Origin of the sequence: Thermus caldilimi, assembly GCF_004684245.1 — a bacterium.
In the GTDB taxonomy this organism is placed as follows: Bacteria; Deinococcota; Deinococci; order Deinococcales; family Thermaceae; genus Thermus; species Thermus caldilimi.
Genome location: NZ_CP038452.1, coordinates 222,832 through 245,837 on the forward strand (window position 1 = coordinate 222,832; position 23,006 = coordinate 245,837).

Genomic DNA, 23,006 nt, shown 5'->3' on the forward strand with positions numbered 1-23,006 from the left:
GCGGGGTTTTGGACCGGGTAAACTTTTGCCAGGGGTTCCCGTGGACCTGGAGAAATCCGTTCAGGCGCTGGCCCGGCGCTTTGCTCGGGAGCGCATCCTGCCCCAGGCCAGGCATCTGGACCAGGAGGCCCGGTTTCCCTGGCCCCTGTTTCGGGAGGCGGCAGAGCTTGGTTTTCCGGTACTGGTGGTCCCGGAGGAGCTGGGCGGGGCCGGGCTTGGGCCCAGGAGCCTGGTCCTGGTGGCGGAGGAACTGGCCTACGCTTGCACCGGGGTGGCGGCGGCCTTGCTCCTCAACAACCTGGTGGCGGACGCCCTTCTTCTCTCGGGAAGTGCCCACGCCCGAAGCTTTCTGCCCCGGCTCAGGGAGGAGGTGGCCTCCTACGCCCTCACCGAGCCCCACGCGGGCTCGGATGTGGCCGCCATCCGCACCCGGGCGGAAAGGGTGCCGGGCGGATACCGCCTCCACGGGCGCAAAACCTGGATCAGCCACGCCCCGGAGGCTTCTTTTTTCGTGGTCTTTGCCAAGGTGGCGGAGGGCCGGGAGGGGATCGCCGCCTTTCTGGTAGAGCGGGGGATGGGGGTGGAGGTGGGGCCTCCTTTGCCCAAGCTGGGGCAGAAAGCCTCCCCGGCGGCGGAGGTGTACCTGGACGGCGTACTGGTGCCCGAGGAGGGCTTGATCGCCCGGGAGGGGTTTGCCCTGGCCATGCGGGTGTTCAACCGCTCCCGGCCCATGGTGGCGGCCTTGGCGGTGGGGCTATTGCGGAGGGCCTTGGACGAGGCCCTGGCCTACGCTGCCATGCGGGAGGCTTTCGGTAGGCCTCTTCTGGAGCACCAGGGGGTGGGGTTTAAGCTTTCGGAGATGCACATGGACCTGGAGGCCGCCCGCCTCCTCACCTTGAAGGCCGCCGAACTGGCGGAACGGGGCGAGGAGAACGCCTTGGAGGCGGCCACGGCCAAGGCCTTTGCCGCCGATGCCGCGGTGCGTGGGGTATCCGAGGCCCTCCAGGTCTTTGGCGGCAACGGCTACAGCGAGGAGTATCCCTTGGCCAAGCTGTACCGCGATGCCAAGGTGCTCCAGATCTATGAGGGAACCTCCGAGATCCAAAGGCTCATCATCCTGCGGGAGGTGGTAAGGAGGAGGGTATGGGAGAGTCGGTGATCCTCGAGGCGGTACGGACCGCCATCGGCAAGAGAAATGGAGCCCTAAGGGGGTGGCGGCCCGATGCCCTTTATGCCCAGGTCTTGGATGCCCTCCTGGAGCGGACCGGTATCGACCCCGGGCTCATCGGGGATGTGGTCACGGGTTGCGTGACCCAAACCGGGGAGCAGGGGGCCAACATCGGACGGCTTGCCGTCCTCCTTTCCCGCCTACCCAAAGAGGTTCCTGCGGTAAGCCTAAACCGCATGTGCGGCTCCAGCCAACAGGCGGTTCACTTCGCTGCCCAGGCCATCGCTGCCGGCGACCTGGACTTCGTCATCGCCGGTGGGGTGGAGAGCATGACCCGATCCCCCATGTTCTCCGATATCGGGGGAGGTTTTCATACCTTGAATCCTGCCCTCTTCCAGCGGTACGAGCTCGTTCACCAAGGGGAAAGCGCTGAGCGTATCGCCAGGAAGTATGGCCTATGCCGAGAGGAGCTGGACGAGTGGAGCTATCTCTCCCATAGGCGGGCGGCCTGGGCCATCCAGGAGGGGCGCTTCCGGAGCCAGATCCTTCCCCTCGAGGGGGTGGATGGGGAGGGAAGGCCCTTCCTGCTGGACCGCGACGAAGGGGTGCGTTTCGACGTGGACTACGAGCGGATGCTGGCCTTGAAGCCTGTCTTCCGGGAGGACGGGGTGGTGACCGCGGGCAACTCCAGCCAGGTTTCCGACGGGGCGGCGGCCCTGCTCCTGGGGGATAGGGAAAAGGCCTTGGCCTTGGGCCTTCGCCCCCGGGCCCGTTTCCTTGCCCGGGTGGTGGTGGCGGGGGATCCCACCCTGCAACTATTGGAGGTGGTTCCCGCCACCCAAAAGGCCCTGGAGAAGGCGGGGCTTTCCCTTAAGGACTTAGACGTGATCGAGATCAACGAGGCCTTCGCCAGCGTGGTTCTGGCCTTCCTGCGGGAGTTTAGCCCCGACCCGGAAAGGGTGAACCCCAATGGCGGGGCCATCGCCCACGGGCACCCCTTGGGGGCTACGGGGGCCATCCTCATGACCAAGCTCCTTTACGAGCTGGAGCGCACCGGGGGGGAGTTGGGTCTGCAGGTGATGTGCATCGGCCACGGGCAGGCCACGGCCACCATCATCCAACGGATCTAGGGGTGGACCATGGAAAGAAGCGCTTTGGTGACGGGTGGGGCCTCGGGGCTGGGAAGGGCTATGGCCTTGGCCCTCCGGGAGAAGGGGTACCGGGTGGTGGTCCTGGACCTGAAGCGGGGAGAGGAGGAGGGCCTCCGCTACCTGGAGGGGGATGTGACTCGGGAGGAGGATGCCAGGCGGGCGGTGGAGCTCGCGGCCTCCCAGGCTCCCCTTTTCGCGGTGGTCAATGCCGCGGGCATCGGTTTGGCCTGCAAGGTTCTGGGGCGCGAAGGCCCCCACGACCTGGAGGGCTTCCGCAAGGTGGTGGAGGTGAACCTTATCGGCACCTTTAACGTCCTGCGTCTCGCGGCTTGGGCCATGCGGGAGAACCCTCCCGATGCCGAGGGGCAGCGGGGGGTGGTGGTGAACACCGCCAGCGTGGCGGCTTTTGAGGGCCAGGTGGGCCAGGCGGCCTATGCGGCCAGCAAGGGGGGAGTGGTGGGCCTCACCCTCCCCGTGGCCCGGGAGCTTGCGGACTGGGGCATCCGGGTGGTGACCATCGCCCCGGGCCTCTTCGATACCCCCCTCCTTCAAGGGCTCCCTGAAAAGGCCAAGGCCTCGTTGGCCGAACAGGTGCCCTTTCCCAGGCGCCTGGGCCGGCCGGAGGAGTACGCCCTATTGGTCCTCCACATCCTGGAAAACCCCATGCTGAACGGGGAGGTGATCCGCCTGGATGGCGCCTTGCGCATGGCCCCCAGGTAGGGTTGACAGCAGTCGTTTCCTTTATTGTCATCCATTACAGCCACGGGCAAAGCGACACCTGAAGCGGGTCATTTCTCCCCATCCTCTAGAATGGGCCAGGGGGAATAGCCCATGTGGGTCATCCAGGCCTTCCGCTTCGAGCTAGACCCCAACGCCACCCAGCGAAGGGCCCTGGCCCAGCACGTGGGGGCGGCCCGCTTCGCCTACAACTGGGGCCTGGAGCGGGTCTTCAAGGCTTTGGAAGAGGGGAGGAAGATCCCCACCTCCGTAGACCTCCACAGGGCCTGGAACGAATGGAAACGGGAAAACGCCCCCTGGTGGCAAGAGGTTTCCAAGTGCGCCCCCCAGGAGGCCTTCCGGGACCTGGAGCGGGCCGTGAAGGGGTGGAGGGCTGGGAGGGCCAGAAAGCCCCGCTTCAAGCGGAAAAAGCTCACCCCCGACAACGGTGCCCGGCTCACCGGGGCCATACGGGTCCACCCCCAGCACATCCAGCTCCCCCGCATCGGCCAGGTGCGGAGCAAGGAGCCCACGGATAAGCTTCTCCGGCTCCTGGAGGCGGGGAAGGCTCGCATCCGGTCGGCTACCCTCTCTCGGGAAGCCGATCGCTGGTATGTGAGCCTCGCCTGCGAGGTGGAACGGCCCGACCCCGAGCCAAAGGAGGGGGAGCCCGTGGGGGTGGACCTGGGCCTGAATGCCTTCGCCGTCCTCTCCGACGGAACCCGCTTTGAGGCCCCCAAACCCCTGGGGAAGCTGGAGAAGCGGCTCAAAAGGCTCAGCAAGAAGCTCTCTCGCAAGCAGAAGGGCTCAAATAACCACAGGAAAGCTTCCCTAGCCCTGGCCCGCCTGCACCGGCGGATCGCCAACATCCGCAAGGACTTCCTGCACAAGCTCAGCACCGGACTGGCGAGAACCAAGCCGGTCCTGGTGCTGGAGGATCTGAGTGCGAAAGCCCTGATGCGAAGCCGCCTCTCCAGGTCCGTGGCCGATGCGGGCTGGGGCTCCTTCCGGCGGATGCTGGAGTACAAGGCCAAATGGTATGGGAGCCAGGTCATCGTGGCCCCCAGGGACTTCCCCTCCACCCGCCTCTGCTCCTCCTGCGGATACCTGGCCCCCAAGATGCCCCTTCACGTCCGGGTCTACCGCTGTCCCGCATGCGGCCTGGAGATGGACCGGGACTGGAATGCGGCCCTGAACCTGCGTGCCTATGGTCTGGCCCACCTTACGGGCCCTACCGGGAGGCCAAGATAGCCCTACGGGCTGACCCTCGGGAAGTAACGCCTGTGGAGATCCCTCTGGCGGCGGAACGCCCTCTCGGGCGGTCTACGAGCCATGGGTCGGGGAAGCAGGAAGCATCCCTTCGTCTGGGTGAGATGGATGATGATGGGATGCGGAACGGTTCTGGATCTCACCCGGCTTCTTCCCGGGCCCTTGGCGGGAAAGTTCCTTGCGGATCTGGGCTTTCCCGTTCTCAAGGTGGAGCCCCCTCGAGGGGATCCCCTCAGGGACTGGGCCCCGGAGGCCTACCGCTTTTTGAACGGGAAAAAGGAGATCCTGACCCTGAACCTGAAGAGGGGGGAGGATCGGGAACGTTTCCTGGCCTTGGTTCCCGAGGCCGCCATCCTCCTCGAGGCCAACCGCCCCGGGGTCATGGAGCGGCTGGGCCTCGGGCCTGAGCTGCTCCTTGGGATCAACCCTCACCTGGTCTATGCCCGGCTTCGGGGCTATCCGGATGCCCCAGACCCCGGCCACGACCTCACCTACCTGGCGGAGGCGGGGCTTCTCGGGCGCTTTCCCTGGAGGTCCTTCCAGTTCGCCGACTTGGCCGGGGCCTATGCCCTGGTCCTGGTGGCCTTGAAGGGGCTGCTTCTTGGAGGTGGGGTGTACGAGGTGGCTCTCTCCGAGGCGGTGAAGGCCATGGCCTATCCCCCCATTCCCTTCCTGGATGGCTCTGTCCTGTGCTATGGGATTTACCCCACCCGGGAGGGGGAGGTGGCCCTAGCGGCGTTGGAGCCCCACTTTTGGGCCCGGTTTTGCGAGGAGGCGGGCCTTATGGAACTTCTTTCCTCGGCTTTCAGCCCGGCTAAGCCTGGCCTTCCGCCTTACGAGCGGCTCCTGACCTTCTTCCAAGGGAAAACCGCCCAGGAATGGGAAGCCTGGGCCAAGGAGAAGGGGATTCCCCTACGGGCGGTGCGGGGCTAGCGGGCGGTCCAGCCCAGGTCGATGGGGAAGACGGCGCCGGTGATGGCCGAGGCCTTCTCCGAGGCCAGGAAGAGGGCTAGTTCCGCCACCTCCTCGGGCTCGATGAGGCGCTTCACCGCCGCTTGCGCCAGGAAGACCTTCTCCACCACCTCCGCCTCCGGGATCCCCAGGGTGCGGGCCTGGTCGGCGATCTGGTTCTCCACCAAGGGGGTGCGCACGTAGGCGGGGGCGATGGCGTTTACGGTGATGCCAAAAGGACCCGCCTCGAGGGCCACGGTCTTGGTGAGGCCCAAGAGGCCGTGCTTGGCAGAGATGTAGGCGGACTTATAGGGACTGGCCACCAGGCCGTGGATGCTGGCGATGTTGAGGATCCGCCCCCAGCCCTTCGCCTTCATCCCGGGGAGTAGGGCCTTTATGAGCTGGAAGGGGGCGGTAAGCATCACCTGGATCATCCTTTGCCAGGTTTCCAGGGGAAAGTTTTCCACGGGGTCGACGTGCTGGAAGCCTGCATTGTTTACCAGGATGTCCACGCCATACTGGGCGGCTTCTCTTCCCAGCTCCTCTACCGCTTGGGGGTTTGTCAAGTCTGCTTGGAGAAAAATTCCTCCGAGCTCTTCCGCCAAAGCGGAGGCATCTTTAAGGTCGTGCACCAGCACCTTGGCGCCTTCCCGGGCGAAGGCCCGGGCCAGGGCTAGGCCGATGCCGCTTGCTGCGCCGGTGATCAGAATCGTATACTCTTTAAAGTTCACGGTAGTTAGACCCCTCCTTTACACCGGTTAAGGCCCGGATCCGCTCGGGGTCATGGCGGAGTTCCATGGCAGGGCCCGAATGGACTATCCGACCGTCGTCCAGGATGTAGACCCAGTCGGCCAGCTCGAGGGCCAAGCGGGCATTTTGTTCTGCTAGAAGTATGGAAACCCCTTCTCCCTTAAGCTTTTGCAAAGTTTCCCCAACCAAGCGAACCACAAGTGGCGCGAGGCCTTGGGAGGGCTCGTCTAGGATCAGGAGGTGGGGGTTTAGGAGCAAAGCTCTGGCGATGGCTAGCATCTGCTGTTCTCCTCCGGATAACTGGCGTCCAGAGTGATGCCGCCTTTCTTGGAGCCTAGGGAAGAGCTGGTATATACGGTTGAGGTCAAAGGGTCCGGGGCGCTTACCCAAAGTGATGCGCAGGTTCTCCTCCACGCTAAGGTTGGGGAATGCCCTCCGCCCCTCAGGCACATAGCCCACGCCCAGCATGGCAATCTGGTGGGGCGGTGCGTGGGTGATGTCCTGTCCAAAGAGAAAAACTTGACCCTCCTTCCTTGGAGGGATGAGACCCAGAATTGTACGGATGGTGGTGGTTTTTCCAGCCCCATTTCGTCCAAGGAGGGCAACAAGCGTTCCTGCTTTGACTTGTAAGGAAACCGAGTGCAGGATATGGCTTTTGCCGTAAAAGGCGTTGACCCTATCCAGTTGCAGGGCATTCACCCCGCCATCACCTCCTCCCCCAGGTAAGCCGCTTGAACCTTTTCGTCCTTGGTAATTTCATCGGGGGTCCCCTCTGCAAGAACCTCTCCTAGGTGAAGCACGGTGACCCGATCGGCAATACCAAAGACCACGGCCATGTCATGCTCAATGAAGAGGAGGGTGAGTCCTTCCTCACGGTGAAGGCTTTTAAGCGTTTGTACCGTGCGCCAGGTTTCGGCATCGCTCATCCCCGCTGTAGGTTCGTCGAGGAGAAGAAGTTTAGGACGCAAACAAAGAGCCAAGCCAATTTCCACCAGGCGCTGGTCCCCATGGGCTAACTCTCCCACAAGACGGCTGGCCTGTTCTTCCAGACCTAGACGTTCTAGGAGAGCGGATGCTTCCTCTTCCAGAAAACGGGATTTCCGGGACCAGGGGTAAGAGGAGAGGCTGTGGGCTGCCTCCAAGGCAATGATTAGGTTCTCCCTTACCATCAAATTGGTAAAGACCTGGGGTACCTGAAAGGTGCGGGAAAGGCCTAAGCGAATTCGTTCCTCAACGGCGATGTGGGTGATTTCCTTGTCCATGAAGTAAACCCTCCCACTATCAGGCCTTTTGGCCCCGGAGAGCAGGTCGAAGAGCGTTGACTTTCCCGCACCGTTGGGACCAATGATGGCGTGGATGCTGCCCGCTGCCACTTCCAGTTTCACCCCTGATACTGCTAGTAAGCGGCCAAAGGCCTTGCTTAGACCTTCTGCTCTCAGGATGGGCCTCACGTTGACCTCCTCTTGGTTGCAAGGCCAGCGATCCCACCGGGAAAGAATAGGACGACTAGGATGAAGAGGATTCCGATGAATAGCATCCATTCCTGTGTGTAGGAGCTAAGAAGTTCCTCAAGGAGCACGTAGAGGGCCGCACCAATTAAGGGGCCGAAAAAGTGCCACCTGCCCCCAAGAAAGGTCATCATTACCAGGGTTCCAGAAGTGGTCCAATGGAAGAAGCTAGGTTGGGCGAAGTTGATTTGGAGGGCAAGCAGGGCTCCTGCGATACCCACTATGCTTCCTGATATCGTGAATGATATCCAGAGATAACGTTCCGGCCTTAGGCCAAGGAATCGCGCACGAAGCGAATTCTCTCTTAGAGCCAAAAAGGAACGACCTAGCGGGGAATGCACTAGCTGCCAAAGCAAGAAGCTTGATAGGAGGAAGATGGGGAGGACAAAGTAATAGTAGGCCTCGCTGCTGGAGAGATCCAGGGTGAAGCTTGGAAAGTGCAGGGGTTGTCGGGCAAACCCCCTTAAACCATCATCTCCCCCGGTGAGATCGTTCCATTGAAAAGCTATAAAGTAGAAGAATTGACTAAAAGCGATGGTGAAGGTAGCGAAGTAAATCCCCCTTAGCCGAGTGATAAGTAGGCCCATTAGGGCAGCCGCAATACCAGCTAGGAGAAAGCCACAGGTTACGGCTAGCGGCGTGCTCGGGAAAAGATGTTTCAGGGTGAGGCCTGCCCCATAAGCTCCAAGGCCTAGGAAGGCGGCGTGCCCGAAGGATAATTGACCAGTATACCCCATGAGGAGATTGAGACCTATAGCAGCGAGGCCCCATATGAGGATATAGCTTGCGATGGCCGCGTAACTGCCTATAGCCTGGAGTATCCAGGGTAAGGGAAGGAGTACAGCCAAGAGGATGAACCAGGTTTTCATTCGAAAAACCCCTCCTGTCCAAAAAGCCCTCTAGGACGCAACAAGAGCACGAGAGCTAATATGATGTAGATGGACAGCTCGCTGGCTAGGGCCAAGAAGTTTCCGGCTAGACCAGTGGCCATGCCCACCAGCAGGCCTCCAAGGTAGCTGCCCCCCAGGCTTCCTACCCCACCCAAAATTAGGGCTACGAAGCTAGGCATGAGCAGACTCGTTCCCATGGTGGGCGAAAGGCCCAGCTGGCCAGCGGCCAGAACCCCAGCTAGACCAGCCAAAAAGGCTCCAAGGGCAAAGGCCAAAGTGTACAGACGTCTTACGTCCGTGCCAAGTGCGTTGAGGATTTCCCGGTCTTGGGCTCCTGCGCGGAGATAAAGACCCAGACGAGTGAAGCGCAGAAGCAGGTATACTCCTAGCCCAGCTACTAATGCGACGATTAGAACCAAGATCCGATAGCGCGTGAGGAAGAAAAGGCTGCTCCCTGGGAATAAAGGGCTTCCTAAGCCCTCTGGAATCCGGAAGGGTACCGCTACGGGGCCGAAGAGGACGCGCACCGCTTCCTCGAGAGCCAAGGCTAACCCAAAGGTGAGAAGAAGGCTCTCTAAGGGGTCGCGGCCGTATAGGGGGCGCAAAATACCCATCTCAAGGATGACCGCTAGGAGGGCAAGGCTGATTGGGGCTAGGAGTAAGGACCAGTAGAACCCCACTAGCCCAGAAAGTACATAGCCTATGTAAGCTCCTACTACCAGGAAGGCTCCATGGGCTAGGTTGATGATGCGGGTCAAAGAGAGGATTAAGGCCAGGCCTAGGGCTAGGAGGGCATAAAAAGCCCCGCTTACCAGGCCATTGAGAAGTTGTATTAAAAGTAGATCCATACTAAGGATAGACAATACGGCAACCCGTTTCCTGGACAGGGGGTGCAGCCTCTTCTCCTGGCACTACTCGTACCACCTCAAATATGTCATCGGGATCTTGACCTTGACGCACATATCCCACGAAGACCCCAGTCAGCAGTTGGTGATCCTCTTTTCGGTAGTAGACTCGCCCCGGCTGAAGGGCTATGCTGCGGGGCAACTCCAGGCCCTCCATGGCCTGAGCTACCTTAATGGCCTCCAGAGTCTTAGCCTTGTTAATGGCTAAGGCTAGGCTCCATATAGCAGCGTATCCGAACCAGCTTCTTGCAGTAGGTACTTTCCGGTAGCGCTTGCGGTACCGGTCTACGAAGGTTCTGACTTCAGGGACGTTGGGCTGGATCCAGTACCACTCGAAAGTCCACCAGCCTATTCGCGCTTCTTTAGGCAGGGCCACAATATTCTCCCATTCCTGTAGCCCTCCAGCGACAGCCATCTGTTTGTCCAGGCCGAACTGGGCGATCTGTTTGAGAATCGCTACCGCATCATCGCCTGCTTGGAACACGAGAAGAACGTCAGGCTTGGCCCTAGCTGCTTTGAGGAGAACGGCGGAATAGTCTACGGTACCCAAGGGTAACCGATCGGCTCCAAGTACCTTGCCACCCAACCGCTCTAACACTTTAGTGAAGCTCTCCTGCAACGACCAGCCGTAGGCGTAGTCGGGAGTGATAATATACCAGTTTTTCCCAAAGCGTTCGGCCAAAAGCCGACCAATGGCGTTGGCTTCCATGGAGGCACTTGTGGGAATACGAAAGGTGTTCCAGCGGCAGCTTCGGCCTGTAATGTCGTCAGCGTGTCCTCCAGTAACAATGTGGAGCATCTTATATTCGGCGGCGGTCTGGCTCAGTGCTAGGGACACTCCGCTGGATACTTCTCCCAAGGAGAACTGGATTCTGTCCCGCTCTACCAGCTTTCTTAGCTTCTGTACCCCTACGTCGGTTTTGGCAGCCGAATCTTCGGCCAAGAGCTCTAAGGGCCTACCTAGGACCCCACCCCTCACGTTAACGTCATCTACCGCCATGCGGGCCCCCTCAAGTTCATTCCGACCCAAGGCGGCGTACACGCCAGAAAAGGGATCGACAAGGCCGATGCGAATAGCTTCCCGTCCTTGTCCTTGGCTATTAAAGGTTAAGAAGGCGGAACCTAAACCTAACTTCAGAACCCCTCTACGCGTAAGCTTGTACTTCAACATACTTTAACCTCCTGTTATCACCACCGCCCGGCCCAGGATCGCCCCTTTGTTCAGACGTTGGTAGGCCAGGTCGGCTTCTTCCAAGGAGAAGCGATCGGTCACCTCTGCACCCGCCTTTACAACCCCGGTCTGCGCTAACCGGAGAAGGGTGGGCATATCCCTACGGGGTTTGGCCCCGTAGGAACCCAGGATCCTGAGCTTGCGCCGGACCAGGCGGGTGATTTCTACCCCAGCCTCGACGCCTTGAGGGGCGATGCCCACGGGTACCATCCTTCCCCCATCCCGGAGGAGGCTTAGGGCCAAACGGAAGGTTTCCGGTCTCCCTAGGGCCTCGAAGGCTACGTCCACTCCTCGCCCGTCCGTCAGGTCTTGAATGGCTTGAGGGGCTTCCGCTGGGACGAAGGCGTGGGTAGCGCCAAGGGCCATGGCCTTACTCAGTTTTTCGGGACGCAGGTCAATCGCCACCACTGGATAAGCGCCAAACGCCCGGGCAATCTGGACGATTCCTAGACCCACTCCACCGGTAGCTACCACAGCCACCGACTCCCCTCCCTCGAGGCCAGCGGTCTTCACCGCACCGTAAGCGGTGAAAAGGGCGCACCCTAGAATGGCTGCTGCCTCAAGGGTGATCCCTTCAGGCAGGGGAAAAACATCCGTGGCCGGAACCACCGCATACTCTGCCAAGCCCCCCATGGAGTACATCCATAGGGGACTTCCATCCTTACGGAAAAGTCGAGTGGTGCCGTCGTATAGAACCCCTTTCAGGCGGTTATAGCTGAAGAAGCGTTCGCATAGGTCTTCTTCTCCTCTAAGGCAGTAGTAGCACCGCCCGCAGGGCATGATGAAGCTGGCCACCACCCTCTCGCCTACCCTCAGACCTTCAACCCCTGGACCCAAGGCATCCACGGTGCCCGAGATCTCGTGCCCTAGCACGCAAGGGGTGGGGAAGGCCACCTCTCCTTTAATCACATGGAGATCTGTATGGCACACTCCACAAGCCGCGACCCGGACCAGCACCTCCCCGACTTTAGGTTCCGGAACGGGTACCTCCTCTACCCTTAAGGGTTCCCCCACCCGCTCTAAAACCGCAGCCCGCATCACCACCTTTCCACCACCACCTTCCTTTGGGTGTAGAAGAGGAAGGCATCAGGGCCATGAGGGTGGAGGTCACCGAAGAAGGAGTTCCGCCAGCCGGAAAAGGGGTAGAAGGCGAAGGGCTGGGCCACGCCCACGTTGATCCCCACCATCCCCGCCTGCACCCTCTCCCGGAACTCCCGGGCCGCCCGGCCGCTTTGGGTGAAGAGGGTGGCCATGTTGCCGTAGGGCACGGCGTTGGCCTGGGCGATGGCCTCCTCCAAGGTATCCGCATAGGAGACCGAGAGCACAGGACCGAAGATTTCCTCCCGGCCCACGGCCATCCGGGGGGAAACCCGGTCCAAGACGGTGGGTCCTAGGAAAAAGCCCTTCCCCTCGATCCCCCTTCCGTCCAGGGCCAGGCCGGCCCCCTCCTCCAGGCCCCTCTGGATGTAACCCACCACCCGTTTCCGGTGCTCCTCCCGGATCAAAGGCCCCACTTGCACCCCCTCCTCCCAGCCCGGGCCCACCCTGAGCCTGCGGGCGCTCTCCACGATTCTCTCCAAGAGCTCAGGGCCAATGCCCCCCACCCCCACGGCCACGCTCCCCGCCAGGCACCGTTCCCCGGCGTTGCCGAAGGCGGAGTTGAGGATGGCGGGGACGGCCTGGTCCAGGTTGGCGTCGGGCATGACCACCAGGTGGTTCTTGGCCCCCCCGGCGGCCGAGACCCTTTTGCCGTGCTCCGCGGCCAGCCGGTAAACCCTGCGGGCCACGGGCTCGGAGCCCACGAACTGCACCGCCCGCACCTCGGGGTGGCTCACCAGGGCCTCCGCCGCCTCCTGGCTCCCGTGGACCAGGTTGAGGACCCCCTCGGGAAAGCCCGCCTCCAGGAAGAGCTCCGCCAGGCGCACCGCCCCCAAGGGGGTTCTCTCCGAGGGCTTGAGGACGAAGGTGTTCCCCGCTACCACCGCGATGGGGAACATCCAAAGGGGGATCATGACGGGGAAGTTGAAGGGGGGGATGCCGGCCACGACCCCAGGGGGTAGTGGAAGAGGTTTTGGTCCACCCCGCCCGTGACCTCCCTGAGGGTGCGCCCTTGGAGGAGGGTGGGGGCGCCGCAGGCGAAGTCCACCACCTCGATGCCCCGGCGGACCTCACCCCTGGCCTCCTCCAGGGTCTTGCCGTGGTGCAGGGTCACCAGGCGGGCCAGGTCCTCGAAGTGCTTCTCCAAAAGCTCCTTGAAGCGGAACATGAGGCGGACCCGCTCCATGAGGGGAGTCCGACTCCAGACCTCAAAGGCCCTCTTGGCCGCGGCCACCGCCTGGTCCACCTCCTCTTTCCCCGAGAGGGGTACCTCCTCGATCACCTCCCCCGTGGCCGGGTTGTAGACGGGCAGGGTGGGGCGGGAAACCTCGCGCCACTCAGCACCGATCAGATTCTTGACCATCCTTCCTCCTGGGCGTTAACTCCTTTGGCTCTGCGTCTAAGTGTAGAGGTGCCGTTCCCGGCTGTCCACTGTGATCCCCCCCAAGCGAGGCCCTGGGATTTTGTGCTAGATCCCAAGGTGCCGACCCTTGCTATACTAGGGAAACGCCGAGGAGGGGAAGGCATGGGTGCTCTTCAGCGGACCTTTTGGTCTTGGGCTGAGACCATGGCCTGGCACTATGCCCGGGAGATTCCTGACTATGCCCGGCTAGACACACGCGTCCTCGAGCGGGATGTAGCCGTGGTTTCCTTTGAGTACTTGCGGGCACTCGAGGAAGGTGGTGAGGTGGACAACCTGGCCCTAGCGGTGGGCCAGCGCCGGTGGAGCCAGGGGGTCTCCCTCCCGGCCCTGCTCCGGGCTTATCGTATATGGGCAAGGGATACCATCGAGGCCTTAAAGGCCTCCATGCCAAGCCGTGTGGCGGAGCTAGCTCCTCGTGTGCTGGAGCTCTTGGACCGGGTTAGCGAGGCCTCGGCCCGGGGCTATCATCAGGCCCTTGAGGGGAGGCTTCCCCGCGGACCGCTGGTGGGGGTCGGGGTGGGGTTTGCCGATGCCGGGGCCATGGCCTTAGCCCCACGCCACTTGAGCTCCCCTCCTGAGGCGATGTTCTACGAACAGAGCCCCTTTGGCACCCTTCTCTTCCTGGCGGCAACGCTATCCGAGGTGGAGTGGGAGCTTAAGGGCCTAGCCCGGCAGTGCGGGGCTGTGCTTTGGGTGGAGGAAGGGACGGATGCCCTAAAAACCAGGGCGGGTTTGGAGGAAGCCCTGGTTCTTGGAAAGCATCTGCACCTACCCCCGGGGCTTTACCCCACCCGCTTCCTGTGGCCTTTGGCCATCGCCCTGGATTCCTCTAAGGGAAGGGATCGGCTCTTAGGGCTCCTGGCTCCCCTTAAATCCCACCCGGAGCTTTTGGCTACCTTGGAGGCTTATCTGCAGTCCGGGTTCTCCCTGAAGAGAGCAGCCCACTGCTTGGGGCTCCATTCCAACACGGTTCTTTATCGGCTCCGCCGGGCTGAGGAGCTGACGGGCCTTTGCCTAAGCCGGGTGGAGGATTTATGCCTCGTAAGCATGGCCCTCTACCTCTATCGTGCGCTGGGGAATGGTTCGTAGCCTGCCGGCTTCTAAAGGCTCAGATAGGCTTCTCTTACCCTGGGGTCCTCGAGGACCGCGGGGGCGGTACCCTGGAGCACGATGCGGCCGTGCTCCATCACATAGGCCCTGGCGGCTACCTCTAGGGAAAGTGCCACGTTCTGCTCCACTAGCAACACTCCCACCCCTTCCTCCGCCACCCGCTTAAGGGTAAGGAGGACCTCCTCGGCCAGCCGGGGTGCCAGGCCTAAGGAGGGTTCGTCTACCAGAAGGATTCTCGGGAAGCCCATAAGGGCCCGGGCGATGGCCAGCATCTGTTGTTCCCCGCCGGAGAGGGTGCCGGTGAGTTGCCTCCTGCGCTCTGCAAGCCGGGGAAAGAGGGCGTAGACCCGTTCAAAACCCTCTTTTTCCCGGCCAGGGGCCAAGAAGGCTGCTCCCAGGCGGAGGTTTTCCTCCACGGTCATCAGGGGAAAGAGCTGCCTGCCCTCGGGCACGTGGCCGAGCCCCAGCCTGGCTCTTTTGGCGGAGGAAAGACCCGCGAGGTCCCGCCCATCCCAGAGGATCCTGCCCCGCCAGGGGCGGATCAGGCCGGAAATGGTCCGGAGCAAGGTGGTCTTGCCCGCCCCATTGGCTCCTAGGAGGGCCACCAGTTCCCCTTCGCGCACCTCGAGGTCCACCCCGAAGAGCACCTGGGCCTTGCCGTAGCCGGTTTCCAGGCCCTCCACCCTGAACTTCATGCTCCCCTCCCCAGGTAGGCCTCTCGTACCCTCTGGTCCTGCGCTACCTTCTCGTAGGTTCCCTCGGCGATCACCTCGCCGTAGTCCAGAACCACCACCCGGTCGGCCAAAGCGCGCACCACGGGCATGAGATGTTCGATGAACAGGATGCTGACCCCGGCGTCGCGGATCCGCTGCACCAGGGCCACGGCTTCTTCGGCTTCCTTGGGGCGCAAACCGGCCATGACCTCATCCAGGAGGAGCACCTTGGGCCGGGTGGCCAGGGCCCGGGCCAGCTCTAGCCGTTTGTCCTCCAGAAGGGTAAGATCTCCGGCCAAAGCCTCCGCCCGTGCCTTCAATCCCGTGAGGCGCAGCACCTCCTCCACCCAGGCCTCCGCCTCCTTCTTCCGCACCTTGGGTTTGCCAAAGCGCGCCCCCACCAACAGGTTCTCCCGCACGGTGAGCTCGGGGAGGGGTTGCACGATCTGGAAGGCCCGTCCGAGGCCCAGGTGGGTGCGGGCTTCCGGAGGGAGATGGGTGATGTCCTGCCCTTGGAATAGGATCCGGCCCGAGTCGGGCCTTAGTAGGCCTGAAAGAAGGTTCAAGAGGGTGCTTTTTCCGGCTCCATTGGGGCCGATGACCGCCAGGATCTCCCCTTCTTCCAGGTGAAGGCTCACCTCCTTAAGGGCCTGTAGCCCCAGGAAGCGTTTGCTCACCCTTATGACTTCCAGAACCTTACCCACGGCGCCTCCCCAAAACGCCCACCAGGCCGCGGGGCAGGAAGAGGATGACCAGGATGAGAATGGCCCCGTAGACCACCAGGTATCCCTCCTTGATCCAAAGCCTAAGGGCCTGCTCGAGGCCTACCAAGGCCACGCCCCCCACTAGGGGTCCCAAGGTGGTGTAAAGGCCCCCGAAGATGGGGATAACCAGGGCTTCCACAGCCCTTCCCAAGCTGAAGGCGTCGTAGGGGGAGAGAAACAGGGTCTTCATCCCGTAGACCCCTCCGGCCAGGCCGGCCACCAGACTGCCCAAGAGGAGGGACCACAGCTTCACCCGGACCACCCGCACCCCCAAAACCCGGGCCACCGCCTCCGATTGCCGGGTGGCGGCTTGGGCGAGGCGGAATGGGCCCTTTTCCGCCCAGAGGCTTAAGGCCGTGGCCAGAAGGAGGACGCCAAAGCTCAGGTAGTAAGCGGCCAAAGGCCAGGTTCCCGCAAAAGGGGGCGGCACAGGAAGGCCGATGGGTCCTCCGGTAAAGGGCAACTTCAACGCAAGGGTGCGCAGCACCTCGCTGAAGGCCAGGCTAGCGATGGCGAAGTACAGGCCGTGGAGGCGCAAGGTTACCCACCCCAGGACCAGGGCCCCGGCCCCCGCTGCCAGGGCTCCCAGGCAAAGGGCGGGGAGCGTGCCCACCTGGGGAGCCAAGAGCCCTGCCCCATACGCCCCTAGACCGAAGAAGGCTCCGTGGGCCAAGGAAAGCTGGCCGGTGCGGGCCACCAGGTCCCAGGAGAGGGCCAAGGCGGTAAAGAGGAGGACGAAAAAACCCACGTCCAGGAGAAAGGCTCGCCAGACCCCCAAGGGGAGAAAAGGCAGCAGGGCAAAGAGGAGGAGGAAGAGGAGGATCCAAGGGAGCTGACTGAAACCCTTCATGCATTCCTCCATGCCCGGCCCACCAGGGCGAGGAAGAGCACCAAAAAGAAGACCGCCTCCACGAGCCCTCCGCCTCCCGGTAGATAGGTGCTCACCAAGGCCTCGGCCAGGGCCAGAACAAAGCTGGCGGGCACCACCCCCTTGAGGTTGCCAAGCCCGGCCAGGGCCACGATGGCGAAGGATTTGAGGGTAAAGGCGAAGCCCACGGTGGGGCTGGCGTACAGCATCACCGATAGCATCACCCCGGCTACTCCAGCCAGGGCAGCGGCCAGGCCGAAGGCCAGGAGGTAGACCCTTTCCGCCTCGATCCCCAGAAGCCCGGGGGCCAGGCGGTTTTGGGCCACGGCCCGCATGGCCAGGCCTAGCCGGCTTCGGGTGAGGAAGACCTGGAGCAACAAGAGGAGGGCGAGGGAGAGCAAAAAGGCCCCCAAGGGTACGGCTCCCAGGAAGAAGGGGCCCAGGGAGAGGGTGGTCGCTTGGTAGGGCGGGGCCACCACCCGGGTGTCGGCACCGAAAAGGAGGAGGGCTAGGTTTTGCAGGAGGATGGCCAGCCCGAAGGTGAGGAGCATCTGGTTGAGTTCCGGGGCCTTTAGCACCGGCCGGATCAGGCCCTGGTAGGCCAGGCCTCCCACCAAAAAGGCAGCCAGGAAGGCGAGGCCCAAGGAGAGGAGGGGGTCTACCCCCCAGAAGGCGAAGAGGAGGTAGGAGAGGAAGGCCCCTATCATCAAAAACTCCCCGTGGGCGAAGTTAACGATCCCCACCACCCCCAAGGAGAGGGCTAATCCCGTGGCCACCAAGGCGTAGATCCCGCTCATGAGGAGGCCGTTCAGGAGGGTTTGCAGCAGGAGCTCCATGGTCTTCCCGCCAACTCCTTATCTGAGGTAGTACTCCCCGGGATAACGCAAGGGCCTTGTGGCCACTTCCTTGGGGAACACGGGCCGGCGGCTTCCCTGCAGGTACTGGAACTGGAACCAGATCTCCGGACCAAACCCCTGGTACTTGGTGTGGCCCGTGTCCGAGGGCTTAAAGGATAGAGGGCCGAAGGGGGTGTTCATCTTGAGGCTGGCTAGGGCCTCGGCGATGCGGTTCTTGTCGGTGCTACCTGCCTTTTCCACCGCCAGGGCCAGGCTCTTGACAATGGTGTAGCCCATGGGGGCCATGTATTCCTCCGTGACCTCCCCATACTTCTTGCGGTAGGCCTCCACGAAGCGACGGGACTCGGGGTTGGCCACCGTGGGCAACCAGGCGGTCATGCCGGCGATGTCGTTGGAAAGCGGGTTCTTCTCGAAACCGATGGGCCAAGAGGGCGGGGCGCCGTAGATGAGCTTGGGCCTCAAGCCCACCTGCCTTGCCTGGGTGGCGATGGGCAAGGCATCCACGTCGTACCCGATCCAATAGAGGATGTCCGGGGCGAAGGCCCGGAAGCGGGTGAGGATGGCGGTGAACTGGCCGCTTCCCGCCTTGAAGGGTTCCGCCTGGACCTGGTAGCCCAGTTTTTCCAGCTGCTGTTTGTAGACCCCGATGCCCGCAGAGCCGAAGGGTCCGTCCTCGTAAAGGATGGCTACCTTCTTGGCCCCGTGCTCCCGGTTTAGGTACTGGAAGAACTGCAGGGCGGCGGCCACGTTGTGGTAGTCCCAGGGGTGGTAGTGGAAGAGGAGGGGGTACCCCTCGAAGGCCTGCTCCACCACGGAGCTGGCGGCCCCGATGGCCAAGAAGAGGGGCCCGTACTGCTTCACGGGGCCGGAAAGGGCAAAGGTGACGCCGCTAGCCAGGCCTCCGATCACGATGTCCACCTTGTCCACGGTCATGAGCTTGGTGAAGGCAGGGACAGCTTTGGCCGCATCGGTGCCGTCGTCCACCACCACCAGCTCCAACCGGACCTTGCCGGCGGTGTTCACCTCGTCGGCAGCCAGCTGGATGCCGTTCAGCGCCGCCTTACCCGAAACCGCCGAAGCCCCGGAGAGGGGGAGGATGACCCCCACCTTCAGGGAGGTCTGGGCAAAGGCCAGACCTGTCACGAGAGCCAGAAATCCCAACACCTTTCCCATCCCGTACCTCCTTTCCCTAGGGCCTTGCGCCCGTAGGTTCCTCGTAGAGCACCACCGCCTCACCCTCGATAACCCTCTCCCCCTGCTGGTTTTCGCAGAGGGTATCCAGGGTGAGGACCAGGCCGCCCTTCTCCCTCTCCCGCACCGCCTTGACGATGGCGGTGGCGGTGATGGTGTCCCCCAGGTAGGTGGGTTTAAGGAAGTGCAGGGTCTGGGAGAGGTAGATGGCCCCGGTGCCCGGCAGTTTCGTGCCGATTATCGTGGAGATGAGGCCCGCCACCAGGATGCCCTGGGCGATGCGTTTGCCGAAGCGGCTTCCTTTGGCATAGGCTTCGTCCACGTGCAGGGGGTTGGTGTCCCCCACCGCCCCCACGAAGAGGGCCACGTGGGCCTCGGAGATGGTCTGAGTGTAACTGGCCTTATCCCCTACCTTGAACCTCACCGTACACCTCCTTTACAAAGTCCTTCAGAATGTCTTTCAAGAGTGCCGGGCTTTCCAGGTTCACCGAGTGGCCCACCCCCTCGAGGGCGAGAAGCCTCCCCCTGGGGAAGAAGGCTGCGGTTTCCGCCGCCATAACCCGGGTGATGAGGGGGTCCAGGGTGCCGTAGACCACCAGGACTGGCCCGGGATAGATCCTTTCCAGCCGCCAGGCCGCCAGGGCCCGGGCGTTGCCCTGGAAGTGGGCGGGGTGCATCCCCTGCGCCTTCTCCACCAGCTCAGGAAACCAGGGGGGCCTGTGGGTGGGGGCCATGGCCGCCAGGGCCTGGGCCAGGGCCTCCCGGTTGTACCGGTAGCCTTCCAGGATGGGGTAGTAGGCCTCAGGGGTTTGCAACCCCGAGGGCGGGGCGGGGTTGATGAGGACGAGTCCCCGGGTCTTCTCGCCCGCCGCTTCCATCACCACCGCACCCCCCAGGGAGTGGCCCACCAGGATGGCTTCTTCCGCATCCTTTTCCTGGAGGAAGGCCCTTAGGGCCTGGGCGTAGGCGGGGATGGAAGGGGTGAAATCCCGGGGTGCCTGGCTTTCCCCGAAACCAGGGAGGTCGGGGGCCAAAAGCCAGGTCCCCTCGGGAGGGTTCTGCAAAACCTCCCACCACCACTCCTTGCAGGCAAAGTTTCCGTGGACCAGCACCACGGGGACTCCCTTTCCGCTTTCCAGGTGGCTAAGCATGGATTTCCTCCAGAAACTTCCCCACGGCTTGGGCGAAGGCCAAGGGGTCCTCCAGGGGGGCTGCGTGGCCTGTGGGCAGGGCTTGAAGCTCCGCTCCCAGGGCCTCGGCCAGGGCCTGGGCGTAGGGCTTGGGGAAGAGCAGGTCCTTCTTCCCGTAGAGGACCAGGGCGGGCAGGGCCAGGCTGTGAAGGCGGGGCCTGAGGTCCTCGAGGCTGAGAAACCCCAAAAGTAGCCTTTCCTGAGCCTTCTCGTCCGGGGCCTGGGCGATGAGGGAGGCTAGGCCCTCCTCCGTGAGGAGCTCGGGATGGGTGTTGAGGAAGCCCCCCCCATAGATCCAGGGTAGGGCTACCCTTAGGCGCAAGGGGGTGCCTCCGGCCTTCAGGGCGTGCAGCCAGCTGCCCACCTTGGCCCTTAGGGCGGGGTCCAGGTAAGGGGTGGTGCAGCAGAGGACCAGGCTCCGGAAGCGTGTAGGAGCCATGAGGGCGGCCTGCAGGGCCACGATGCCCCCGTTGGAAAGGCCGACCAAGGAGGCCTCCTCCCAGCCCAGCTCCTGCAAGAGGGCAAGAAGATCTTGAGCGTGCGCCTTTGGGGTGTAGGGGCCCTGGGGGGCCTGGCTTTCCCCCTGGCCTCGCATGTCGTAGCGGAGGAGGGTGTAGCCCCCAAGGAGGGGCACCACGGGGTCCCAGCTTTCCAGGCGTTGGAAGAGCCCGTTGAGGAGCACCACCTTTGGCCCCTCTCCCTCCACGCGGTACCTAAGCTTGGCCATGTTCCGCCTCCCACATCCTTTTCAGAACCTCCTTCTGCACCTTCCCGGGCCCGGACTTGGGAAGTTCCGGCAAGAGGACGATGTGTTTCGGCACCTTGTATCCGGCCAGCCGCTGCCGGAGAAAGGCGCGGAGGGCTTCCGCCTCCAGGGGTTCCCTAAGGGCCACGAAGGCCACCCCCACCTCGCCCCACCTGGGGTCCGGCACGCCCACCACCGCTGCCTCCCGCACCGCCGGGTGGTCGTATAAGGCCCGCTCCACCTCCACGGGGTAGACGTTCTCCCCCCCGGAGATGAACATCTCCTTCCTGCGCCCCACGATGTAGAAACGCCCCCCCTCATCCTGAAAGGCCAGGTCCCCGGTCCTGAGCCAGAGCCTCTCCCCGTCGTAGGCGAAGACCTTGGCGTTCTCCTCGGGGCGGCGGAAGTACCCCTTCATGACCGCGCTCCCCGAAAGCCAAAGTTCTCCGGTTTCCCCTGCCTTGGCCTCCTGCCCATCCTCCCGCACCAGCCGGGCCTTCAGGTGGGGCATGGGCCGGCCCACGCTTTCGGGATGCGCCTCCGCTTCCTCCAGCTCCAGGGTGAAGCAGTTCACCCCACATTCGGTGAGGCCGTACCCCTGCTTGAAGCGGACGCCCTTCCTGCGAAAGGCTTCTCGGACCGGGGCCGGACAAGGAGCCCCGCCGGAGATGGCGAAGCGCACGAAGGAAAGATCGGCCTCGAGGAAGCCCGGGGTTTCCAAGAGCATCTGGAACATGGTGGGTACCAGGAAGAGGAGGGTGGGGCGGTGGGTCAGGGCGAGGTCCAGGTACTCCTCGGGCCGGAAACGCTCCTGGATGACCACGCTCCCGCCCAGGTAGAGGAGGGGAGTGGCCAGGGCGTTCAGGGCGGCGTGGAACATGGGGGTGGCCACGATGTACCGATCTTCCCGGGAGAGTCCCCAAGAAAAGGCGGTCTGGACGGCGTTAACCAGGAGCTGGCGGTAGGGAAGGAGGGCCCCTTTGGGCAGGCCGGTGGTGCCTCCGGTGAAGAGGAGGAGGGCGGGGTCTTCCAGCCCTACCCGGGCGGTTTCCTCTATTTCCGCCCCCTCGAGGAGGACCTCGAGGGGCAGGGCCTTAGGATCCAAGGCCTGGGCGATTTCCTGGAGACCCTCCCCATAGAAGAGCGCTCGGGGCTCGGTATAGGCGTAAAGGGCCTGGAGCTCGGGAAGGCTGAGGCGGTGGTTGAAGGGAGTAAGGATGTGCCCGAGGAGGGGACCGGCGAAGAGGAGGTCCAGGTACGCCGGGTGGTTCCAGGCGAGAAGGCCCACCCGGTCCCCCTTACCCACCCCCAGGTCCCGGAGGGTTCCGGCGGCCCTTTGCGCCCTTTGGTAAAGCTCGGCGTAGGTCAGCCATGCCCCACGGAACCAGACCGCCTGGCGCCTTGGATGGTAGGCGGCAAGGCATCCCAGCCAGTTGGGCTCAAGCATAAAGCCCCCCTTCCAGGCGCAAGACCGCGGCCCCGTAGAAATAGCCCACGCCCGCCGCGGCCAGCGCCACCAGGCTTCCCTCCCGCAAAAGCCCCCTTTCCCAGGCCAGCTTTAGGGAGAGGATGGGGTCCAGCTGGCCCAGGTGGCCAAAGCGCTCCAGGTAGATGGATTGCTCCTCCCTTAGCCCCAGGCCCTCCAGCACCGCCCGGTGGGCTGAGCGCTTCATGTGGAGAAGGGCCAGGTAATCCAGATCGGCCTCGATATAGCCTGCTTCTGCCAGGGCTTCTCGTATTACTTCCAGGAAGGTGGAAATAGAGGTGGCGTCCAACCGCTGTTTCATGGCTTCGGGGTCCTCCACGCGGAGGCGGAACGCCGACAGGTTGCCCGGGGTGAACGGGTTACGGGTGCCGCCCACGGGCACCTTGACCGCCAGGGCCAGGGTTGGGTCCATGCGGTGGGCGAGGCCCAAAAGCCTAAGCCCTGGCCCGTCCCGGGTGAGGATCATGGCACCACCCCCTGCGGCCAGGTCGTAGAGGAAGCGGGTGTGGGGATCCAGGTAGTCCACCAGGTCCCCGTTGCGGTAGCCCCCCGCCACCAGGACCACCTGCGCCTCCTTACGGGTGGCGAAAAGCCCCCGGGCCACTTCCAAGGCCCCCATGAGGGAGGCGCACTTCTGGTTGAGGTCTAGCCCCTTGGCCCTCGAGGCCCCCAGGCCCAGGGCCAGGTAAGGGGCTGTGGTCCAGACGGGGTAATCCTTATATTCCTCCACGATGGAAATCACCCAGTCCACCGCTTCCCCGGGTACGCCTGCCACACTCAAGGCGGCCTGGGCAGCCCACAGCGCCATGTCGGCAGGGTGGTCCTTGGGTCCCGGTACGGGTTTTTCCAGGATGCCCAGCTTTTCCCGCACCACTTCCACGGGCAGTTGGGCCCAAAGGGCGATCTCCTCAGCGCCCACACGGCCCTCCGGCAGATAGACCCCAAGGCTGTGCACGACCATCTACCCCCAGGTTAGGGGTAGGGTGTTACCCATGCGTTACAAATCAACAAGGGGGGCGAA

23 protein-coding genes and 1 pseudogene are annotated in these 23,006 nt (G+C 63.1%); 6 read left to right on the forward strand and 18 right to left on the reverse strand.

Annotated elements, in window-relative coordinates:
* Positions 1 to 40: 40 nt before the first annotated feature.
* The 5 genes from EBI04_RS01085 (at position 41) to EBI04_RS01105 (ending at position 5,238) form a co-directional block, all read left to right on the forward strand.
* Positions 41 to 1,159: an acyl-CoA dehydrogenase family protein gene (locus EBI04_RS01085; protein WP_135255678.1), complete on the forward strand. Its 1,119-nt coding sequence runs from the start codon at positions 41 to 43 to the stop codon at positions 1,157 to 1,159.
* Positions 1,144 to 2,298: a thiolase family protein gene (locus tag EBI04_RS01090; RefSeq protein ID WP_135255679.1), complete on the forward strand. Its 1,155-nt coding sequence runs from the start codon at positions 1,144 to 1,146 to the stop codon at positions 2,296 to 2,298. Before EBI04_RS01085 ends, EBI04_RS01090 begins: the two co-directional genes overlap by 16 nt.
* Before the next feature lie 9 nt (positions 2,299 to 2,307).
* Entirely contained in the window at positions 2,308 to 3,039 is a 732-nt protein-coding gene (locus EBI04_RS01095) for a 3-hydroxyacyl-CoA dehydrogenase (protein ID WP_135255680.1), read from the forward strand.
* 111 nt (positions 3,040 to 3,150) lie between these two features.
* Positions 3,151 to 4,287: an IS607 family element RNA-guided endonuclease TnpB gene (tnpB, locus tag EBI04_RS01100; protein WP_135255681.1), complete on the forward strand. Its 1,137-nt coding sequence runs from the start codon at positions 3,151 to 3,153 to the stop codon at positions 4,285 to 4,287.
* A 126-nt stretch (positions 4,288 to 4,413) separates the two neighbouring features.
* A complete protein-coding gene (locus tag EBI04_RS01105; protein ID WP_135257829.1) occupies positions 4,414 to 5,238 on the forward strand; it encodes a CoA transferase in 825 nt (274 codons plus the stop codon).
* Here the strand turns inward: EBI04_RS01105 and EBI04_RS01110 are convergent.
* The 8 genes and pseudogenes from EBI04_RS01110 to EBI04_RS01145 all read right to left on the reverse strand — a co-directional run bounded on the left by EBI04_RS01110 (position 5,235) and on the right by EBI04_RS01145 (position 13,001).
* Complete coding sequence (locus EBI04_RS01110; protein ID WP_135255682.1) at positions 5,235 to 5,987, reverse strand: 3-hydroxybutyrate dehydrogenase; 753 nt, start codon at positions 5,985 to 5,987, stop codon at positions 5,235 to 5,237. The genes EBI04_RS01105 and EBI04_RS01110 overlap by 4 nt on opposite strands.
* Entirely contained in the window at positions 5,977 to 6,705 is a 729-nt protein-coding gene (locus EBI04_RS01115; RefSeq protein ID WP_135255683.1) for an ABC transporter ATP-binding protein, read from the reverse strand. The genes EBI04_RS01110 and EBI04_RS01115 overlap by 11 nt, the downstream gene beginning before the upstream one ends.
* Complete coding sequence (locus EBI04_RS01120; RefSeq protein ID WP_206202049.1) at positions 6,702 to 7,457, reverse strand: ABC transporter ATP-binding protein; 756 nt, start codon at positions 7,455 to 7,457, stop codon at positions 6,702 to 6,704. The genes EBI04_RS01115 and EBI04_RS01120 overlap by 4 nt, the downstream gene beginning before the upstream one ends.
* Complete coding sequence (locus EBI04_RS01125) at positions 7,454 to 8,383, reverse strand: branched-chain amino acid ABC transporter permease (RefSeq protein ID WP_135255685.1); 930 nt, start codon at positions 8,381 to 8,383, stop codon at positions 7,454 to 7,456. The genes EBI04_RS01120 and EBI04_RS01125 overlap by 4 nt, the downstream gene beginning before the upstream one ends.
* Positions 8,380 to 9,252 carry a branched-chain amino acid ABC transporter permease gene (locus tag EBI04_RS01130; RefSeq protein ID WP_135255686.1) on the reverse strand — a complete coding sequence of 291 codons (873 nt, stop codon included), beginning with the start codon at positions 9,250 to 9,252 and terminating at the stop codon, positions 8,380 to 8,382. The genes EBI04_RS01125 and EBI04_RS01130 overlap by 4 nt, the downstream gene beginning before the upstream one ends.
* A 1-nt stretch (position 9,253) precedes the next feature.
* On the reverse strand, positions 9,254 to 10,480 hold the full coding sequence (locus tag EBI04_RS01135; protein WP_135255687.1) for an ABC transporter substrate-binding protein: 1,227 nt from the start codon (positions 10,478 to 10,480) through the stop codon (positions 9,254 to 9,256).
* Between the two features lie 3 nt (positions 10,481 to 10,483).
* On the reverse strand, positions 10,484 to 11,449 hold the full coding sequence (locus EBI04_RS01140; RefSeq protein WP_240695337.1) for a zinc-binding dehydrogenase: 966 nt from the start codon (positions 11,447 to 11,449) through the stop codon (positions 10,484 to 10,486).
* Positions 11,450 to 11,577: 128 nt separating this feature from the next.
* Positions 11,578 to 13,001, reverse strand: a pseudogene (locus EBI04_RS01145) (CoA-acylating methylmalonate-semialdehyde dehydrogenase).
* Positions 13,002 to 13,163: 162 nt separating this feature from the next.
* Between EBI04_RS01145 and EBI04_RS01150 the strand changes: the two are divergent.
* Positions 13,164 to 14,150 (forward strand): PucR family transcriptional regulator, encoded by a 987-nt coding sequence (locus EBI04_RS01150; protein ID WP_135255689.1) that lies wholly within the window; start codon positions 13,164 to 13,166, stop codon positions 14,148 to 14,150.
* Between the two features lie 11 nt (positions 14,151 to 14,161).
* On the opposite strand, the gene EBI04_RS01155 is transcribed toward EBI04_RS01150, so the two are convergent.
* The 10 genes from EBI04_RS01155 to EBI04_RS01200 are packed head-to-tail and all read right to left on the reverse strand — an operon-like array spanning position 14,162 to position 22,946.
* A complete protein-coding gene (locus EBI04_RS01155; RefSeq protein WP_135255690.1) occupies positions 14,162 to 14,866 on the reverse strand; it encodes an ABC transporter ATP-binding protein in 705 nt (234 codons plus the stop codon).
* The gene (locus tag EBI04_RS01160) at positions 14,863 to 15,588 is read right to left on the reverse strand and encodes an ABC transporter ATP-binding protein (protein ID WP_135255691.1); all 726 of its coding nucleotides are present in this window, start codon (positions 15,586 to 15,588) and stop codon (positions 14,863 to 14,865) included. The genes EBI04_RS01155 and EBI04_RS01160 overlap by 4 nt, the downstream gene beginning before the upstream one ends.
* Positions 15,581 to 16,498 carry a branched-chain amino acid ABC transporter permease gene (locus EBI04_RS01165; RefSeq protein WP_135255692.1) on the reverse strand — a complete coding sequence of 306 codons (918 nt, stop codon included), beginning with the start codon at positions 16,496 to 16,498 and terminating at the stop codon, positions 15,581 to 15,583. Before EBI04_RS01165 ends, EBI04_RS01160 begins: the two co-directional genes overlap by 8 nt.
* Positions 16,495 to 17,352, reverse strand: a complete 858-nt coding sequence (locus tag EBI04_RS01170; RefSeq protein WP_135255693.1) for a branched-chain amino acid ABC transporter permease — start codon at positions 17,350 to 17,352, stop codon at positions 16,495 to 16,497. Before EBI04_RS01170 ends, EBI04_RS01165 begins: the two co-directional genes overlap by 4 nt.
* A gap of 18 nt (positions 17,353 to 17,370) precedes the next feature.
* Positions 17,371 to 18,546, reverse strand: a complete 1,176-nt coding sequence (locus EBI04_RS01175; protein ID WP_135255694.1) for an ABC transporter substrate-binding protein — start codon at positions 18,544 to 18,546, stop codon at positions 17,371 to 17,373.
* A 16-nt stretch (positions 18,547 to 18,562) separates the two neighbouring features.
* Positions 18,563 to 18,988: a MaoC family dehydratase gene (locus tag EBI04_RS01180; protein WP_135255695.1), complete on the reverse strand. Its 426-nt coding sequence runs from the start codon at positions 18,986 to 18,988 to the stop codon at positions 18,563 to 18,565.
* On the reverse strand, positions 18,966 to 19,715 hold the full coding sequence (locus EBI04_RS01185) for an alpha/beta fold hydrolase (protein ID WP_135255696.1): 750 nt from the start codon (positions 19,713 to 19,715) through the stop codon (positions 18,966 to 18,968). The genes EBI04_RS01180 and EBI04_RS01185 overlap by 23 nt, the downstream gene beginning before the upstream one ends.
* On the reverse strand, positions 19,708 to 20,481 hold the full coding sequence (locus tag EBI04_RS01190) for an alpha/beta fold hydrolase (protein ID WP_135255697.1): 774 nt from the start codon (positions 20,479 to 20,481) through the stop codon (positions 19,708 to 19,710). Before EBI04_RS01190 ends, EBI04_RS01185 begins: the two co-directional genes overlap by 8 nt.
* Complete coding sequence (locus EBI04_RS01195) at positions 20,468 to 21,946, reverse strand: class I adenylate-forming enzyme family protein (RefSeq protein ID WP_135255698.1); 1,479 nt, start codon at positions 21,944 to 21,946, stop codon at positions 20,468 to 20,470. The genes EBI04_RS01190 and EBI04_RS01195 overlap by 14 nt, the downstream gene beginning before the upstream one ends.
* The gene (locus tag EBI04_RS01200) at positions 21,939 to 22,946 is read right to left on the reverse strand and encodes a 3-oxoacyl-ACP synthase (protein WP_135255699.1); all 1,008 of its coding nucleotides are present in this window, start codon (positions 22,944 to 22,946) and stop codon (positions 21,939 to 21,941) included. The genes EBI04_RS01195 and EBI04_RS01200 overlap by 8 nt, the downstream gene beginning before the upstream one ends.
* Positions 22,947 to 23,006: the final 60 nt, after the last annotated feature.